The 19,309-nt window shown below is 37.3% G+C and carries 11 protein-coding genes; 5 read left to right on the forward strand and 6 right to left on the reverse strand.

The genetic code is table 11. The features are described from left to right. Nucleotide 1: 1 nt before the first annotated feature. On the reverse strand, nt 2–3,004 hold the full coding sequence (locus H4J67_RS16065; RefSeq protein WP_182204338.1) for a DUF3857 domain-containing transglutaminase family protein: 3,003 nt from the start codon (nt 3,002–3,004) through the stop codon (nt 2–4). A 185-nt stretch (nt 3,005–3,189) separates the two neighbouring features. On the opposite strand from H4J67_RS16065, the gene H4J67_RS16070 reads away from it, so the two are divergent. From H4J67_RS16070 to H4J67_RS16090, 5 genes are all read left to right on the forward strand, one after another. After that, entirely contained in the window at nt 3,190–3,405 is a 216-nt protein-coding gene (locus H4J67_RS16070; protein WP_182170536.1) for a cysteine-rich CWC family protein, read from the forward strand. 137 nt (nt 3,406–3,542) lie between these two features. Beyond that, entirely contained in the window at nt 3,543–4,328 is a 786-nt protein-coding gene (locus H4J67_RS16075; RefSeq protein ID WP_182204340.1) for a CPBP family intramembrane glutamic endopeptidase, read from the forward strand. Nucleotides 4,329–4,393: 65 nt separating this feature from the next. After that, complete coding sequence (pip, locus tag H4J67_RS16080; RefSeq protein ID WP_182204342.1) at nt 4,394–5,338, forward strand: prolyl aminopeptidase; 945 nt, start codon at nt 4,394–4,396, stop codon at nt 5,336–5,338. 137 nt (nt 5,339–5,475) lie between these two features. Next, nucleotides 5,476–7,332, forward strand: a complete 1,857-nt coding sequence (locus H4J67_RS16085; RefSeq protein ID WP_182204343.1) for a M61 family metallopeptidase — start codon at nt 5,476–5,478, stop codon at nt 7,330–7,332. Nucleotides 7,333–7,577: 245 nt separating this feature from the next. Next, entirely contained in the window at nt 7,578–8,009 is a 432-nt protein-coding gene (locus tag H4J67_RS16090) for a hypothetical protein (protein WP_070375238.1), read from the forward strand. Between the two features lie 72 nt (nt 8,010–8,081). Here H4J67_RS16090 and H4J67_RS16095 read toward each other — a convergent pair whose 3' ends face one another. The 5 genes from H4J67_RS16095 to H4J67_RS16115 all read right to left on the reverse strand — a co-directional run bounded on the left by H4J67_RS16095 (nt 8,082) and on the right by H4J67_RS16115 (nt 19,117). Further along, on the reverse strand, nt 8,082–9,122 hold the full coding sequence (locus H4J67_RS16095) for a tetratricopeptide repeat protein (protein ID WP_182204345.1): 1,041 nt from the start codon (nt 9,120–9,122) through the stop codon (nt 8,082–8,084). 129 nt (nt 9,123–9,251) lie between these two features. Then, on the reverse strand, nt 9,252–11,693 hold the full coding sequence (locus H4J67_RS16100) for an ABC transporter permease (RefSeq protein WP_182204346.1): 2,442 nt from the start codon (nt 11,691–11,693) through the stop codon (nt 9,252–9,254). Continuing rightward, nucleotides 11,693–14,131, reverse strand: coding sequence for an ABC transporter permease (locus H4J67_RS16105; protein ID WP_182204348.1), 2,439 nt, complete (start codon nt 14,129–14,131; stop codon nt 11,693–11,695). Before H4J67_RS16105 ends, H4J67_RS16100 begins: the two co-directional genes overlap by 1 nt. A gap of 118 nt (nt 14,132–14,249) precedes the next feature. After that, complete coding sequence (locus H4J67_RS16110) at nt 14,250–16,703, reverse strand: ABC transporter permease (RefSeq protein ID WP_182204350.1); 2,454 nt, start codon at nt 16,701–16,703, stop codon at nt 14,250–14,252. Continuing rightward, entirely contained in the window at nt 16,703–19,117 is a 2,415-nt protein-coding gene (locus H4J67_RS16115; protein WP_182204352.1) for an ABC transporter permease, read from the reverse strand. The genes H4J67_RS16110 and H4J67_RS16115 overlap by 1 nt, the downstream gene beginning before the upstream one ends. Nucleotides 19,118–19,309 lie beyond the last annotated feature (192 nt).

Genomic DNA, 19,309 nt, shown 5'->3' on the forward strand with positions numbered 1-19,309 from the left:
GCTAACGTATCTTAGATAACTCCCAGAGTGCTGTTAACTTATCGACAAATAATTTATCGCCTGCATTTGTCGAAGCAACAAACAGTTTAAAATTAGTGTCATCAAGACGGGTAACCGTCACTATAGTATTTTCATCTGTTGCTTTGCCATAAGTAACATTGATGTCTTTAATCTCGTGAAATTGGACTTTTTCAAGCTGGAAACCATCATTGTCATCTTGCCAATAAGAGAACACTTCTTTATCGGTAAAGCCATTTCCGTCATCACGGATAGTAAAAAAAGCATCACTATAAAAATAATGGATTCTTTCACCGGTAGCAACAACATTCTGTCGATAAAGATACTTCATGTCGTGTTGCATAATTTTATTTTGCGAAATAACCGAATCACTTGGCAAAAACGGCGTTTCTTGAGCGACGGTTAAACTCAGCAGTGGTAAACATAATATAATCGCAACAATGCTGTGTACGTTCCATCTTGAATTGTACTGAATGGCCTCACTGTTTCGATCGTTAATACTATTAATGTATTTTACAAAAGGAATGAAGAGTAAAGGTAATAACATTATCAATACATTCAAAACCTTTTGCTCTGTATAGTTACCCACTAATGAGAGTATTAAATATACCAATGCAAAAATTACCGCGATAAAAGGCAGCATCACTTTGTTTTTATCAAAACGTTCAATACTGTCATTTTTTAATGCTAAAAATAGTGGATAGAACCAAATGATAGAAAAGAAACCTCGTACGATTGGCATGATATCGCTTTGCTGTTTTTGCTTAATAACCTGCCAATTTCGATACATCCAATAGGCACTATAAAGTCCAAAGGTAAAAAATGACATGGTAATAAATTTAACTAATGCTACTGGAAAAAAATGACTATCAGCAAATACCGGTCGTTTATTAGACTCGATTCGCCAGCTAACAAGAATAGCAACCAAGCCGATAGCATAAGTCCACATTGCGATAAGCATCCAACTAGCTAAAGGACTTTCTTCATCGTCAACGTCAACGTCAACCGTACTGGTTGTCTGTTTTGCATATTTAGTAATGCCATAATAAGCTTTACTTCTTAACGTTTTTCTTGCAGCAAGATAACTTTCCACTTCATTTGCCGGAATATGATCAGTCTTAGAGCGGTATTCAAAAGTTAAGTTTAAGATATTATCGGTAAAGGAAACATTGCGTTTAAAAAAGAAAAAGTCGTTATCTTCAACGAAGCTTTCATCATCAAATTCCCAGTTTTGTTCTTCGAATTCTAAGGTGATTTTATTAATAATATTATTTGGGTAAGCGAACCACAGCGGCGCTACTCTTGCAACTTGCTTGGGCTTATAAACAGCATTTCTGATATCCGTAGGATAGAAGCTTCTTTCATAATCAACCTCTCCTTTTTTCCAAAATTCCTTAATCGTGTAGCTTTCGGCCAATTTCAACACGCCTGTTGAATAATCTGTTGTAATATCAACGGCGGAAGTAGCTGTTAATTTAGGATAGGTACTTTGATAAAAGGTTTCATAGTCTGTGGAAAGTTTCTTTTTACCCGCTTGTTCAATTTGACTATGCTTAGTTTGCGCGGTATCACCTAAATATTCACTGACAATATAATAGGGTACTGCTTGCTCTACATTTTCGCCAATAACATAACGGTCTTCAACATGAGTATAAGAATTTGACTGACTATTAGCCATTGATGTTAATGTTGTTTCTCCCGATTTAACTACCAAGGCAAATCCATAATCCGGTTGAAAAAGATACGCTAAACGCCCTTCTTGATAACTTAACGTCGGATCTAACCAAATACGTTTACCATTAAATTCTAAGGTAACAATAACGTGATTAAACAAATTAACCGCAGGGAGTTGTTCAACAAGAAATTTAGTTTCTTCGGTATTAACTAAGGCGGGATATGCATCAATGCCCAATGCGTTTAACAGCGTAATAAACAATAAGGCTTTGTCTTTACAGTCGCCATATTTCAACGCTAAGGTTTCATGGGCCGGTGTCGGTAAATGGGAATTAACCCCCATTTCTAAACCAACATAGCGTATATTGTCTTGCGTATATTTTAATGCTGCTGCAATTTGCTCTGCTTGGCTTTTATTTTTTTGCTGAAGCTCATTAGCAATTTCAATAATCGTTTTATGTTGTTCACTCGGTTGATACAAGGTTTCAGCCCAGACAGCAACATCGCCCCAGTTTTTACTTTCACTAAAGGATACTAAGCCATAAGGTTCATACCAACCTGGCACTTCGCTTGCTGAAGAAAGTGTTTCAGCGTTATGCATATGCACTTGGTATTCGGTGTACTCACCCAGCTTTTTTTCTGTAATTGGCACTGATACATTGCGCGTGCTGGAAAATAAAGGCTTACTTTTCCCCCAAAGCACTCGAACAAATTGATCTCGTATTGGCACACTCCAACTCAGTGTTCGACTATAAGCGAAAATACCTTTATAAACCGGATTGTCGCCATAACGTGTAAAACTATAATCAATGGTGTCACCCTCTTGAATATCGTCAATAAGGATATTGAGTGTTAAAGAGCCATTATAAATTTGATTTTCTAATTCGGTTTCTCGGTTTAATAATGAAATCTTTGCACTCGACAATTTATCAATACGTTGCCCATCTCGAATAACGAACAAGGTATTGAGTACCAGCTTTCGGTAAGTAGGGTCAAAATCGAGATTTATTTGCGAGATATAATCAACACCAGCTTGGTTTACAACTGTTTGAACATAACGAGAATACCAAGCACTTTGTTGTTTTTCAGATAATTTCCTTTGTGAATCCAGTAATTGATAAAATACACCATCGGTTATTTCGTCGACGGGAATGTCTTTTGTTAGTGTGATATCACGAGACTCAACCCAAGCAGGGGCTGCATCAATATAAATGCCATCATATTTTTCGCCGTGCGTTAAGCCGCTCAGTAAGAGTAATAAGGCACTAATGATAAATGTTTTTATTGGAGGTAAAGAATTGAAAATACGCAAAAAAAATCCTTTTTTTTATTATTTAGTTAGTTTGCCTTTAATTAGGTCAATAAAGCAACATTTTTAACAACATTAGCGATGCGAATCAAAAGCTCCACTGCCTATAAAAGTAAAGTCCGCTTAGGTTTTTCTTGCTATGCTTGTCGAGCTACAATGCCGCCCTACAATTCAAGCGTAAATAATCTATGACTATAAATATAGAAACCAGTAACTGCCCTCTTTGCCAACAAAAAAATTGTTGTGATGTCGATTCACCTAAGCAATGTTGGTGCACTCTAGAAAAAGTGCCCAAAGCCTTAATTCAACAAGTTCCCGGTAAAGCCAAGGGTAAAAGTTGTATCTGCCAAGCATGTATTAAAAAATTTAATTTAACTGAAAAAGATAACTTCACCGCACTGTAACGTAATTCCCAACTCGCTAATTTTTAAACATTTAGTACTGCAAGTACTTAATCAGCAGAGGAAAAACACTTTGCCTATTTACTGTAAATGATACTACTGAATGTTTTCTCTTTATGTCCTAATACCAAGGAAAAGCAATGTTAGCTGATACACAAAAAATAGCGGTAACATTAACTGAAACTCCTCGCCGGTGGAGCGCTTCTGCAACGTTAGGGTTAACCTTACTGTTTTTCATCCTTTACTTTATTATTTCGATTACTGTTCTTGCTATAGCTGCAGGCATAGAAGTCGCCGCACCAGGAATGAGTATAGATCGCGCCTTAACCGCTGGGGTAAAAATAAGTCAAAGGTTAGCACTCGATGGTGACTTTAATGCGATTAACTATCTGATCACGGCTTTATGCTTAACCCCCTTGATCTTTTATTGCGCAGCAAGAAGAAAGCTAACAACAGCTGCGGCCTATTTAGGTTTTGACAAACGACCAAATAAAGCCATCTTCATTAATTATAATGTTGCACTAATAGGTTATTTTATCTTTTCCTACTTTGCCTCAGATGCCTTAGGTATAAAAACGCCACAAAGTATGATAAATATTTACAATACAACTGATTATCTATTCTTGCTTTTTATTGCCGTCGTGATAGCCGCCCCATTTTTTGAAGAAGTTATTTTTAGGGGCTTTATTTTTAAAGGATTAGCAAGATCGCCTTTAGGTGTTATTGTTACGATTATTATAACCAGTGTGTTATTTACTTTAATTCATGCGGGCCAGTACGATATAAACATACTCGTGATATTATTTCCTTTAGCCATTATTTTAGGTGTATCACGCTATAGTAGCGGTGGTATTTACCTACCGATTTACCTGCACTTTATAAATAATTTATACTCCAGTGTAACTATGTATTTATTCATGAACTAGCTAGATAGCGATAACATTAACCCTAGTGAGATTAATTCATTTCATTATTAACGATGAGCGTAGCAATGAACGAACTTTATCCAGAAATCACACCTTTTAATCATTTTTTATTACCCGTCGGTGACCAACATAAACTCTATGTAGAACAATGTGGTGATCCAAAAGGACAAGCCGTTGTTTTTATTCATGGTGGACCAGGAGCCGGGAGTTCAGCCAATGACCGACGTTTTTTTGACCCAGAAAAATACCATATCATTTTATTTGACCAACGTGGCTGTGGTCGTTCGTTGCCTTTTGGTAGTTTAGATAATAATAATACTCAGTTATTAGTTGCCGATATTGAGAAAATTCGTATAAAGCTAAAGATTAAAAAATGGCATGCTTTTGGTGGTTCTTGGGGATCAACACTGGCTTTAGTCTATGCACAAAATCACCCTGAATCAGTGATCAGCTTGGTATTACGCGGTATTTTTTTAGGGCGTGCCGAGGATACTCGATGGGCATTTGAAGGCGGAGGTGGTACTCGAATTTTTCCTGATTATTGGCAAGAGTATCTTGATGCTCTGCCTAATGGTGAAATTCAGACAGGTGTTAAAACAGCCTACGACATTATGACAGGTGACGATAAAATAGCCGCAGAGCGAGTTGCACAAGCATGGGCTAAATGGGAGATCCGTTGTTGCACGCTAAAGCCTAACGAAGAGTTTGTTGCTGCACTCACCGGCGATGATTCTTCTTGGACTCTCTCTCGTCATGAGGCTCATTATATGGTGCATGGCTGCTTTTTATCTGAAAATCAGATACTAAAAGATTGTCATAAGATTGAAAATATTCCTATGGTTATTGTTCATGGCCGCTACGATATTGTCTGCCCTTTTGACAATGCTTGGCTCTTACATCAACAACTGCCAAATTCTACATTGTTCAGTACAATGGCTGGCCATGCTTCAATTGAACCTGAAACAAGAGATCAGTTAATTAATGCCACCAATAAAATGCTAACGCTATAATATTGTTTATCATGAGCTTTTTTTAATGATATGGCTTGCTTACCTTCATTATTGTTAAAAGTACTGCTGTAAAAAATAGTAATAATTCTCTACACTAAGCCAATAATTATACAATATAAAACGCTTAGGATTAAAAAATGAGAATTGCCCCCACAGTTCTTTTAGCATTAATAGTGGCTTTTTCAAGTCACTCATTACCTGTTAAAGACAACGTTACACATTATAAAGTAACTTTCGAAAACGCGGTTCATCATGAAGCGCGAATTTCGGTAACCTTTCCAGACATTGAAAGCCAAGTTTTGACCGTTCAAATGAGCCGCACCTCTCCAGGGCGCTATGCTTTACATGAATTTGCTAAAAACGTTTATAACGTGACTGCTGTAAACAGTATGGGCGAGCCCTTAGAAATTACGCGACCTAACCCTTATCAGTGGGCAATCGACAATCACGATGGTGAGGTAACCGTAACGTACACCTTATTTGGTGACCGCGCTGATGGTACTTATGCTCAAATAGACAGAACACATGCTCACTTGAATATTCCTGCTACGTTTATGTGGGCATCAAACCATGAGAAGCGTCCTATAAAAGTAACATTTGAACCTTTTAGTTCAACATGGAAAGTGGCCACTCAGCTACAAAAAACCCAAGATAAATATACCTTCACTGCCCCCAACTTAGCCTATTTTATGGACAGCCCAACAGAGCTTAGTGACCACCAAGTAAAAAGCTGGACTGTTCGCTCAAGTGGCAAAGATTACCAAATTAACTTAGCTGTGCATCACAATGGTCTAGAAGAAGATTTAGTTGAATTTACCCGTCAAGCTAAAGCTGTAGTTGCTGAACAAATTAAAGTTTATGGCGAATTACCTGCTTTTGATTACGGAGAATACACTTTTATTGCCTGTTATTTACCCCACGTCAATCGCGATGGCATGGAGCATAGAAACTCAACCATTCTCACTAATACCAAATCATTAGATGAAGGTGATTTCTCGCAAATAGGCACCTTATCACACGAGTTCTTTCATGCTTGGAATGTTGAACGCATAAGACCTAAAGCATTAGAACCTTTTAACTTCAGTACTCATAACATGACAACAAACTTATGGTTTGCCGAAGGCTTTACTTCTTACTATGACAAATTAATGATCCGCAGAGCGCAAGAGTCTACGGTTGATGAATACTTAAAAGCTGTTACCAAGACAGTTAATCAGGTTGAGCAGTTACCTGGTCGACAATTTTTCACCCCTGAAGGTGCGAGTATGCTGGCAACGTTTACCGATGCGGGTACTTCTATTGATAAAACTAATTTTAGTAATATCTTTTTCAGCTATTACAGTTATGGCAGTGCCATGGCATTAGCACTAGATTTATCTATTCGCCAGCAATTTCCAGGAAAATCACTTGATGATTTTATGAGAAAAATGTGGACAGATTTTGGTAAACCAGAAATTCCTTACACCCGTGAAGATTTACGCCACACCTTAGGGGCTTTATTAAATAATGATACCTTTGCTAAGCAGTTCTTTGAGCAATATATTTATGGACAAGTAAAGCCTGATTACGCATCACTATTAACTCATGCTGGCTTAAAAGTAGTCAGTGCTCACCCGGGTGATGCTTTTTTAGGTCAGGTTAAATTTAATTTTAGTGGCGAAGCTGCCATTATTGAGAAACCAATAAAAATTGGCTCTCCTCTTTATCAAGCAGGTCTTGAACGCACTGACCAAATAGTTAAAGTAGGTCGAAGAACTATAGGTAACGACAGTCAATGGACAAGTGCTTTAGGGCAATTTAAACCGGGCGAAAGTACAACGATTGAATACATTCAACGTGGTGAAAAACTATCAACCACGATTACCTTTATTGAAAATCCAGAAGTGAAAGTAATAGCCCTAGATGATGAAGAGATAAGCGAATCACAAAAAGCATTTTTATTGGCATGGCTTGGCGTAGATAAGCCAGAAGAAAATAGCGATAAAAATAAATAGAGTTCTAACTTCTAGCCTGTAAAAGTTATGCAAAAAGTAAAGTTAACCTTTCCATTAACTTTACTTCTTTCAATTGCTTATTGTAAGTTTACATTTTAATCACTTTTATATTACATTTATTACAAATGATAATTATTACCAATAAAGGCTTTATTTTTATGGTGATTCAGTTGTAATATATCAGCTATAATTTGTTGTTATGCTAAGAGCTAGTTTCTTTTTAGCGTATTTTATAGGACTTTTTTGTGTCATATTGCCAAGAAAAAATCGAAGAATTTACTCATCCCATAATTAATTTATTAGGCGACCAATTAACATGGCGCTGGGAAGACAGATTTTCCGCTATGCTGTCTGAATTCTCTCGTGATAAAAAAGATAAAACGCTAGACGCACTTCGCCAGCAATTTCAACATGAATGGAATAAAAAAACGGCAAAAAAAGCACCACATGAAATTAAAGAATACTTAGGTCCCTTAATTAAACTTAACAAAGATCAACTTATTTTAGCTCGACCTGCCACAGATTCAACACCAGCGATTATAGCGTTATGGTGGCCTTGGGGACACGGAGGCACGTATTCATTGCGTTTAGCCGTATTAGATTCACCTTACGAATACGATGAGTCTGCGCAAAGTGACGGGAAGCTCTTTAGTCGTTTAAAGAGCATGTTTTCTTAATGAACATCGACAATAAATCCGATGTTACAGTCTCTTACTTTTAAATCTATACCCACCCAGTCTATTTAGGTTTTATTTGTCTATATGAAAATTAACACCTTGCTCTGATAATACCTTGATAAAGTCACTTTTACTGCACTGTGCAACTTGCTGGCAAACAATAAGGTATTTATCTATGGCGGGTTGGTGGTCTTGTAAGGCCGCTTCTTGTAACCAAAATAGTGCTTGGTTTAAGTCTTGCTCACCATGCTTACCTGTGATGTAAAGTTCAGCTAAATTAACTTGCCCAAGCTTGTAGCCTCTTTCAGCTGAGAGATTGAATTTTTCAAAGGCTAGTTCAATATGGTTATCTATATAGCTTGCTTCTAAAAAAGCTAAACCTGAATTGTTCTGTCTTGCGCCGGGGAAGTAAGTACTGCTTAAAAAACGCTTTTTCGCGGTTACAACGGGCTTACCCCTTAATTCATTTTTAATCGGTCTTTCAACCCGATAAATAGCACCTTGCGTGCGCATTTTATATAATTCAGCAAAACTGTAATGATATTCTTTTCTTGAAAAAAAACTAAAGTGAGTTACATGCCCGACTCTAATGCTTTCATCTGCACCATGCTGCATACGATAAAATAATCGGCTATAGACTACGGTTGCTACATCACCGGTAATATCAGTAACCTTCCCAACACGGTATTTTTCATTGGGTCGTAACTCACTAGAAAGATACCGAAAATCAACATGATAGAAGTCATTAACAGCCGGGGTTTCGATAAAATGATCAGACAATTGATGTTGTTTGATTTCACCTTGTACTAAGTAACTTAGGAACATTAACGTTAAAAGCGATCCTAAAAATTTACTGAACAATCGCCAAGCGGGAAATAGATTTTTTGACAATTCTTTGACACGCTGTTTTGGTAAAGTAGCTGCATCGGTTTGAACCCAGCATTGCTGACATTGAACAATAGTACTTTTTTTAACCGGGTAAAATGGAATAGACTCAATAAAAAAGAAGGCATATTTAATCACACCTTTCACCTGATGATGCTTACAACCACAATCAGGACAAGTTAACTCATTGATTATACTACCTTCAATTATTGATTCACTGTATTCCATTTTATACTCTTTTTTATTCCATTATTTTTTATACCATTGGTATAAAAATCATACAAGCATTAATTACGAAGGAATTAGTAGATGTGCATATAAATGAAGCCGTACTGCTGAATTTATGCAGTATCACGGTCAGCTTCCCTTTAACGCATTTATCACAGGTTTATTGATGTATTGTCGCAGAGGTAAATAACAGGCAATAAATGAAATAAGAGAAATAAGCGCTAACGTCAATATAAACAAGGGTAATATTTGCAAGTTGAGATACTGTTGAAAACTTTCGCCAAAGCCTCCCCATACGCTAAGCAATATCATCATACTAAGCCCTACACCAATAAAAATCCCCTTGGAATTATCTTTCAAAATTAGCTGTATAATATCTTGTCCTTTCGCGCCAATCGCCAACCGTGTACCTATTTCAAAGCGGCGAATTCGAGTATTAAAATCAAGCACACCGAACACCCCTAATGCCGCCAGAATAATGACTACTAAAGTAATAATACCCGTGGTAAACAAAGTTATTTTTTTATTCAGCAGTAGCTGTTGATAGTTTTCAGTGAGGCTTTGGTATTCATAAATAGAGTACCTTGCGTCAGCCTCTGTAATTATTGTTACTAATTGCTCTCGAGGTAATATTTGATCCGCTTTAAGTTTCACCATAAAGCCTGTCCCTCGGCCTAGCTTACTTGGACGATAAAGTAGAAAATTATTGTTCATTTCAGGCCGTTCACTATTGGGTAAATGAATATCGGTAACAATACCTTTGACTATCAATAGTTCGTCACGAGATCCTTTTATTTGTTGCCCGATAACTTCACCAAACTCTTTCAACTGCTTTGCTAAGCTCTCATTAATAATAACCACATTGTCATTGTTATTAAGTTCACTGCTAGTGAAGTAATCACCCGAGATCAAAGATTGCTTTATCATCGAAAAATAGTGCTCATCAATCTCTTTCTGCTCAATAGAAAACTCTAGCGCGCCTTTTCCTAAACCGAACTTTCTAACGCTGTAAGAAGACAAAGGCGAATTTCCCAGACTAACTGAACTCACCTGCGGCATTTGCAATAACTGCGCTTTTATTTGTTTATATGTCGCTTGTTGCTCTGCAACATTGGGGCGACCCGAGCCATTAAAAGCTAAAACTAAATGTTCTATTTGCTCAATATCAAAACCTGTTTCATGATTAACACTTTCATATGCTTGTTTGAACAAAACCATATTGGCAAAAATGATCAATACGGTCACCAATATCTGGCTCATGATTACGCCTTGCTGAAAAAAAGTCGATACTTTAGCTCCCTGCCCTTTATTGCTATTTTGTAGCGTGGTATTTAACGATATGAACTTGAAATTTTTAAGGGTTAACTTCGTTAGAATTAGCGTAATTAACAACATTGTGATCACTAAAATAAAGAGTGGCATCAGCGAGATTGACAACTCGTCAACTCGATTAAATAATTCTGCTAGATAGGTTTTCAATATAACAAAACCAATGTTAGCAGTAGCCAATGCAACAATGAATGCCAATATCATCAAGCAGGACGTTTCGACAAAAATCTGCATAGCTCCTTGTTTACGATTCATACCCAATGACGCTTTTATTGCCATTTGATGTTGTTGTTCTGCACTACGTGCGACAAATAAGTGGCTAACATTAGTCACAGTGATCACGAGTAATCCCACAATAGCTAAAAATAGCAAAACAAGATTGGTGTTATTGTTTCCTGAAATCACATTGATTAGTGGTTTCATCTCAACTTTTAATGACATTCCTTTAAAGCGAGCATTACCTACTAACTCTTGTTGCCAGCGCTCCGTTAATTGTGGTGTTAATATCATTTCAGCTTGTTTAGCCGTTAGGGTGTTATCGAGCTTGGCTAATAAAAACATATTCGGCGCGAAATTCCCCCATGCTTTACGTTTAATTTCAGAGACAGGATTGAAATCCCACGGCAACCATACTTGAGTTTTTTCACCTGTTTGATACAAGCTAGGTTCTATAAATGTCTCAGCACTTACGCCTACAATACGAAAGCTCACTCCATTAACGGTTAAGTTTTTTTCCAACACATCTACTTGCTGGTCATATAATATTTGCCAAGTAGCAAAGCTAATAACCGCCACTGGGTTGTTCGTGTTCAATGCTTCGCTTGCTTCAAAAGTTCGTCCTAGTGCTATAGGAGGATTAAGTAAGCTAAAATATTCAGGGCTAATAAAAGCGTTATTAATTCTTGGCTGTTCGGCATGAGAGGTAATATTGGTATTTTCGTAGGCGATCATTGCTACTTTATTTAAAGCCGATTGTTTTTTATATAATTCAATAAATACTGGGTATGAATACATCGATATTTTGGGCGCACGCTCACTCCCTTTTATTTTACTTTCAACGACATATAATTTCTCTTGTTCAGGATATGGCAACGGCTTAAGTAACATCACATACGCAAGTGTAATCACACACAACAAAGCACCTAACGTTATTCCCATGGTTGAAACAACACTAACGACAAAGCCTGGCTTTTTCTTGAGGCTTAGAAATACTTGTTTCAATTGGTAGATAAATAGATTCATTATTCGCTTCCCTTTAGAGAATGGATCACAGGTTTATTGATGTATTGACGCAAAGGGATATAACAGGCGAAGAGTGATAACACACTTACCAAAGCTAATGTAACGATGAAAATAGGTAATAACTGTAGTGTTAAGTAGCGGCTTATTTGTTCGCTAAACCCAATTGTTAATAACAACAAAGCACCGATACTAACTAACACACCTGATAATATTGCACTCACATTGTCTTTAATAATCAGTTTGATCACGTCGCCACGTTTAGCGCCCACAGCTAATCGAGTACCAATTTCAAACTGACGCATTTGCGTGCTATAACTAAGAACACCATAAAGACCGATAGCTGCTAAGAAAAAGGTTAATAACGCTAAAAACCCAGTCGTTGTTAACACCATGTAGTGAATAAAAAGCATTTCATTTTTTTTATTATGGTCTGTTTCAAAAAGCTGTACGCGGTATTTACTGGTCACCGTTTTTAAAAATGATGCAAATTCTTGCCTTGAAAATTTGGCCTGCTCTTTTAAACGTATAACTATGCGACTACGAGCACTCACCCCTGGAAAATATATCCGGTTTTCGTTTTCTACTTCCCCAGGCTTCTTAAAGCCTTTAATCACTCCTGTTATGGTGTAAATGTATTCACCAAAAAACTCTAACTCTTTGCCAATTGCACTACCCGTAGGCGCGACTATTTTGGCAAAGTCTTCGTTAACAATAGCAATTTTATTTTCATCGAGAACATCGCTTTTACTGAAAAAATCGCCTGCTAATAATTTGTGCTGATAAAGAGCAAAATAATCATTATCTATTTTTAAACTGCTGCCCGGGTAGGTAGTCTCACTGCCTTTAACTCTTGCCTGCCTTAGGCCTTGACCAACGATAAAAGGTGAACCATTTGCCAAACTAACTCGCTCAACTTGCGGTAAAACTTCTAAAGCCGATTGTATGTTTTTATTTATCTGAATTTTTTCTTCATCTGTTAAAGTGGTCGTTGGGTCTGTCGACATTTCAACATGAATAGTATTTTCGATATTTATGCTAAGCGGGTTATTAATAACTTTCCATGTATCTATAAATAAATTGAGATTAATAAAAACCAACAGCGTCGCTATCGCTATTTGGCTAACAATAAGGAATTGACGCTTACCTTTAGATACTTGCTTACTGCCTCCTTTGATGCCGCTTTTAAGTTGAGTATTTAAATTTTCATGGTCAATACTTTTACTTAATAGCTTGGCAAAAATCCAAGTAAAGGTAAAAAATATCAATCCGGTGAGGCAAAATGAAAAGTAGCTAAATGATAATTCGTTAACGCGAGGGAGTATTTCTAAAAGATGCTTACTAAGTAGCTCAAAACCCACTAGCGCAACAACAAAAGCTAGCAGTAATGAAGAAAACATCAACAAAGCAGCGTCGCTTAGCATAGTTTTAAAGAGTGTGCTTTTACTTGCCCCAAGCGAAGCGTGAACACTGTAAAGCCCTTTTTGTTCAGCCGCACGCGCCATAAATAAATTAGCGATATTGGTAACTGCAACCAATAACACACCTAATACGCCAGCAATTAACATAAAAATAATATTGTTTGAATCACCAATGAGTATTTCTTTCAAAGGGGTTAACTTCATTTGAATATTCTTCGATGAATAATATTCAAATTCACTTACCATTTCTTTCCATGGTAAATTCACTAATGGCGTTATCGTTTGCTCTACTTGTGAAGAAGAAAGACCTTTAATTGTTCGCCCTAAAAACATAGTATCAAGTGACATTGAACCGGTTTCTTTTCTGCGTTCAGCACTGATATAGTTATAATCCCATGGGAACCAAACATCGGTTAACGGGTGCTTTATATAATAAGTTTTGGGTTCGGCAAATCGCTCAGCCACCACACCGATAATACTAAAGCTTACATTGTCTACAACGAGTTTTTCATCAAGAATATCAAGACTACCAGCAAACTCGTTTTGCCAAGTGTCATAACTTAAAATAGCCACGGGGTTATAACTATCAAGCTGTTCATCAATGCCAAATGAACGGCCGATAGCCATGGGAATATTCAATAATTCAAATATTTCTGCTGTGACATAAGTGGTTGTCACTTGCGGTTGTGAAGGTTGCGAAACAAGCACATTCTTTCCATATGCTAATAAAGCCGCACTTTCGAAACTGGTTTGTTTGCGATATAAGTCTACTAGTGAGCGATAATTAAAAGCGCTAAATATTTTCTTTTGATCTTTATCTACCACCGTTGACTCGACTAAGAACAATCGGTCTTGCTCTGGATACGGTAGCGGTTTAATCAACATCACATACGCCAGCGTTAATACACAAAGCAAAGCACCTAACGTTATTCCCATGGTTGAAACAACACTAAAAACAAAGCCCGGTTTTTTCTTCAAGCTTAAAAATGCTTGTTTTAGTTGATAGGTAAATAAGTTCATTAGAAAATCCTTCGACAATGTTGATGACTAGCTTTATTTTTAAACGACAGCTCGCGACAGCGAGATACTGAAATAAATTCAGCATGACGGGGAATAACTTTTTCAGGGATAGTTGTCATTATTCATTACCTCGTAAGCTATTTATCGCAGGAGAATTAATAAATCGTCTTAATGGTAAATAACAAGCCAATAACGAAAGAGTAGAAATTAATACAAGCGTCACGAGAAACAACGGCGCTAATTGCGCTGTGATATAAGATGAAAGCTCTACACTAAAAAAGAAATACACACTCAATAAAATAACGAGGCTAAGCAATAAACCGAAAACAATAGGCTTCACGTTGTCTTTTATGATCAGTAATATTAAGTCACCACGTTTAGCGCCTATTGCCATTCGTGTTCCAATCTCAAAACGGCGCATTTGTGTGCTGTAACTTAAAATGCCATAGAGGCCAATGCCCGCGAGGAAAAAAGTGATTAACGTTAAAGCTGTCGTTGTCACCGCGGTAGTAATTTGAGTAAACAGGCTTTGAGTAAGCATGTCATCTGCTGATTTGAAGCTAAATACAGAATATCTAGCGTCAACTTCGGCTAATAATTTTCCCAACTGTTGACGACTAATAGACTGGTCAGCCTTTATTTTAAGTATAAATTTGTTGTCGTTTAGATTATCGGGCACATAGGCCCTTGGTATAGGCGCAGCTACATCGTCGCTGCCAAACGGAGTATCGCCAGGAATAGCAATATCTTTAACAATACCTATTATTTTAAATTCAGGCTCATTTATCGATACTAGTCGCATACCTACGACATCACCGTCAGGTGTTAACTGCTTAGCAAACGCTTGGTTAACAATCATCAAATAGTTGTTATCTCGGCTATCTAGCTTGGTAAAATTTTCACCTTGTAATAGCGGTTGTTCAATTAGTTTAAAATATCTATGATCAATTCTTTTTAAATACGGTGAATGCCCTTCATTATTATCAAGTTTGGTTAGCAATTTAATACCAAAGCCATCTAAAGGTGAACTCCCATGCGCAATGGCTTCCACCTGTGGTAAGGTTTTAAGCTTTTCTATGATCTCAGCCATAATGGCTATGACCTCTTCCTCGCTAGATAATGGGTTTGAAGAGAAGTTTAAAGTTAACGTTGAGATATTATTAGTGGTAAAACCTATCGGGGTATTAATGGTTTTAACGGCATCTTTAAGTAAGCTAAAGTTGGCAAATACTAATAGCGTCGCTAATGCCACTTGACTGGCGATTAATACTTGGCGTGTCTTTGTTGATACCCGTAAACCACTGCCCTTACCACTACTTTGTAAGCTAGCATTGAGCTCACAATAATTGATAATACGCGTACTTAATTTAGCAAAAAATAATGCAAAAATAATGGTGATCAGCGCCGCACAGCTAAGGGTTATCTGATTAAGCGATAACTCGTTTACTCGCGGTAATACCGCCCCCAAATATTTCTGCATAAGATAAAACCCGCCCTTGGCAAGTATCAAGGCGAGTATAATCGACATCAACATCAGCAAACTAGTTTCAGCAAACATCCCTTTAAATAACTGTTTCTTAGTGGCACCAATCGCTGCTTGAATCGCCATTTGACGCTGTTTTTCTGCAGTACGTGCGATAAACAAATTAGAGATATTTGCGCAGGCAATCAATACTAAACCAATCACACCCGCTAGCAGCATTAACGCAATAGACTCACTCTCCCCGAGCATAACGTCCTTCACTGAGCTGACTCGCATTTCGATTGACCAATCCTTGAAGAATTCCATATCAGCAACACCTTCTTGCCAACGTTCACTCACTAAGGGGGTTAAAAGTTGTTGTGCTTGGCTTTGGCTAAGCCCTTTTTTCAATTGACCAATAAATTTAAAGTTACCTTTTATGCTCAAAAAACTTTTTCTGCTTACTTGGTCAGTCTGATTATAATCCCATGGCAGCCAAACTTGCGTTTCACGCCCAATCTCAGCCAATGTGGGTTCAACAAAGTTTTCGGCTAATACACCAATAATGCGATAACTAACTCCTCTGATATTCATTTTTTGCTCAAGAATATCCACACTGCCATCATACTTATTCTGCCAAGTATTATAACTGAGCATAGCTACTGGGTTATTGGTATCTAAGGCTTCGCTCGCCGCAAACATTCGACCTGTTGCCATAGTCGACGCTAACAGTTGATGTAACTCCGGCGTGGCATAAGTGGTATTAACCAGTGGTTGGCTAAGGTGAGAAAGGATCACATCTTGGTCATAATACATGATTGTCGCTTTTTCAAAGGCCACTTTACTTTTGTATAAATGCACCAAGCCAGCATAACTATAAGCAACTGTTTTGGTCTCTTTTTTATCTCCGAGAACTTTATGTTCTGCAACAAACAGTCGATCTTGCTCGGGGTAAGGCAATGGCTCAATCAACAATAAATAGGCTAGTGTTAACACACATAACAAAGCACCTAACGTTATACCCATTGTTGAAACAATACTAAAAACAAAGCCCGGCTTTTGTTTAAGACTAAGAAACGCTTGTTTTAATTGATAGGCAAACAGGTGCATTATTCACTCCCCTTTAAGGCATGAATAACAGGATTTTTAATAAACGGGCGTAATGGCACATAACAAGCAAGAGCTGAAAGCAGCGATATTGCTCCCAGTGTGAGAATAAATAAAGGAAGAAGCTCTACGTTGACATAAGCACTTAAACTGTCACTAAAACCAAGATACAAAACAAGTAATACTATAAAGCTTACCGCTAAACCAATGCCTAATGCGCCAGCATTATCTTTAAATACTAAGCTAACAATGTCTTTACCTTTTGCACCAATAGCCATGCGAGTGCCAATTTCAAAACGACGCATTTGGCTAGAATAATTAAGAATACCGTACAGACCTAAACCCGAGAGTAATAACGTTAAAATAGCCAATACCAGTGTCGTAACGGCTGTTGTTACTGAAGAAAATAATCGACGGTCTTTATATTCATTGAGTGATGTGAAAGTGAATAAACTTAATTTTTTATCAACGCTCTTCATTACCTCAATCATTTCATCACGATTAAATATTTGCCCTTGATGCTGCTCTATTAGCAACATGTTTCTTGCCAAACTTGCGGGGTAATAGAAACGAGCATCTATTCTTTGGATGCCAGGCATATTAATACTTTTTACAACACCAATGACTTCAACACCATTTTTAAATTTAAAGCCAATTGCACTGCCATTTGGTGCTAATTTTCTGGCAAAAATATCATTAACAATCATCACGCTTCTGTTGTCTTTAATATCTGCAGCACTAAAGTTGTCACCTTCAATAATCGCTTGTTTGAGCATGCTAAAGTATTGATCATCAATATCTTTCCCTAGCACGGTATAACGATTGTCTGTTTCCATAGCTGTTAATGCCAAAGTACCGAAGCCTGTAGGTCTCATCGCTTGGCTTACCTTTTTTATTTTCGGATGGGCTAATAATTCAGCTTTAAGCGCGGTGAGTTTTTGTGCTTTTATGCCGTTTTCTACATTGGGTAATGCCAATACAACCGAGGTAATATTATTTGTTTGATAACCCAAAGGTTGGTTTACTAATTCACTGGCGTCTTTATACAAAACGACATTAATAAAGACTAAGGCGGTTGCTGTCGCTATTTGACTGCTAATTAAGATGTTTCTCACACGCTTTGACACTTGAATACCACTGCCTTTGCCACTTGATTGCAAAGTAGCGTTAAGCGCATGATAGTTAATCATTTTCAAACATAAATGTGAGAAGACAAGTGTTAACAAGACTAAGAGTAAAATAGAAACTGAAAATGAAAATGCACTAAGTTCAAGTTCATCAATGCGTGGTAGAAAATCACCAAGGTAATATTGTAATACGCTAAAGCCAACAAAAATAACGACCTGTGCGAGTAAAATAGCAGCAAACATTAACAGCCCTGTTTCAGCTAAAATATTGCGAAACAATTGTGCTTTAGAAGCACCTACGGCAGCAGAAATCGCAAGTTGTTGTTGACGTTCTACTGTTCGTGAAACAAATAAATTGGCGATATTAGCGCAAGCAATAAACAATAACCCTAATGATCCAATTAATAATAAGTAAACACTACGTTCACCATCGCTCACAATAAAAGATTTTAATGTTTGTGTTTCGAGTACGATCGACCAATTTTTAAAAAAATCATGACCCGATACCTTACTTTGCCAATTCTCATTGACGACCTTTGTTAGTATTTGATCAATTTGTGGCTTGGAATATTCCGCATATTGCTTATTCAGCTTACCAACATATATCAAACCGCTATCATCATTTCCCCAACGTTTTCGTTCTCGTTCGCTTACCGAATTATAATCCCATGGAAGGTATAACTCTGTTTTAAAACCAGCGCCGGCGAGTGGCGCTTCAATGTTATTTTCTGCGAGTACACCAATAATTCGGTAGTTATTTCCGCTTAACGTCAGGCTTTTTTCAAGTACATTGATGTCACCATTAAACTTATTTTGCCATGTTTCATAAGTTAAAACGGCAACGGGGTTATAACTGTTAACTTTTTCACTTTCTTCAAATCCTTTCCCTAACGCCATTTTGGCAGAGAACAATGAAAACCATTGCGGCGTTATAAATGATATTGCCACCATGGGTTCGCTTGGCAAAGAAGTAATGACCCCGCCATCAACATACATTAAAACACTTTGCTCAAATAACGATTGCTGGTTATATAAATGCATTAGATTAGGGTAAGTAAAAGCGCGGCCATCAATAGCATTTTCATTACTGATTAATTGATGTTCAACATTATATAAACGGTCTTGGTCAGGATACGGTAAGGGTTTTATTAACATGACATACGCTAAGGTCAGCACACATAGTAAAGCACCTAAGGTTACGCCCATGGTAGAAACTACACTGAGCACAAAAATCGGTTTTTGCTTCAAGCTTAAATACGCTTGTTTAAGTTGATAGCAGAATAAGTTCATTTGTTAAGTTTTCCGTTGATCATAATGTAATATCTGCCGTCACCCGGAACTTGCCTACACGTATGTAGTTGCTTAGGTTTAGTCTGGAACATAAACCTGTGTTTCAGGCAGTCTCTATCGTCATCCTGAACTTGTTTCAGGATCTGGTTTTTAAACTTTTCAACAACTTTAGATACTGAAATAAATTCAGTA

Origin of the sequence: Colwellia sp. BRX10-4, assembly GCF_014077465.1 — a bacterium.
Classification (GTDB): Bacteria; Pseudomonadota; Gammaproteobacteria; order Enterobacterales; family Alteromonadaceae; genus Colwellia_A.

Coding starts and splice junctions, on each gene's coding strand:
- H4J67_RS16110 (WP_182204350.1), bottom strand. CDS start 16,703: ATGCACCTGTTTGCCTATCAATTAAAACAAGCGTTTCTTAGTCTTAAA.
- H4J67_RS16105 (WP_182204348.1), bottom strand. CDS start 14,131: ATGAACTTATTTACCTATCAACTAAAACAAGCATTTTTAAGCTTGAAG.
- H4J67_RS16095 (WP_182204345.1), bottom strand. CDS start 9,122: ATGGAATACAGTGAATCAATAATTGAAGGTAGTATAATCAATGAGTTA.
- H4J67_RS16115 (WP_182204352.1), bottom strand. CDS start 19,117: ATGAACTTATTCTGCTATCAACTTAAACAAGCGTATTTAAGCTTGAAG.
- pip (WP_182204342.1), top strand. CDS start 4,394: ATGAACGAACTTTATCCAGAAATCACACCTTTTAATCATTTTTTATTA.
- H4J67_RS16085 (WP_182204343.1), top strand. CDS start 5,476: ATGAGAATTGCCCCCACAGTTCTTTTAGCATTAATAGTGGCTTTTTCA.
- H4J67_RS16100 (WP_182204346.1), bottom strand. CDS start 11,693: ATGAATCTATTTATCTACCAATTGAAACAAGTATTTCTAAGCCTCAAG.
- H4J67_RS16070 (WP_182170536.1), top strand. CDS start 3,190: ATGACTATAAATATAGAAACCAGTAACTGCCCTCTTTGCCAACAAAAA.
- H4J67_RS16075 (WP_182204340.1), top strand. CDS start 3,543: ATGTTAGCTGATACACAAAAAATAGCGGTAACATTAACTGAAACTCCT.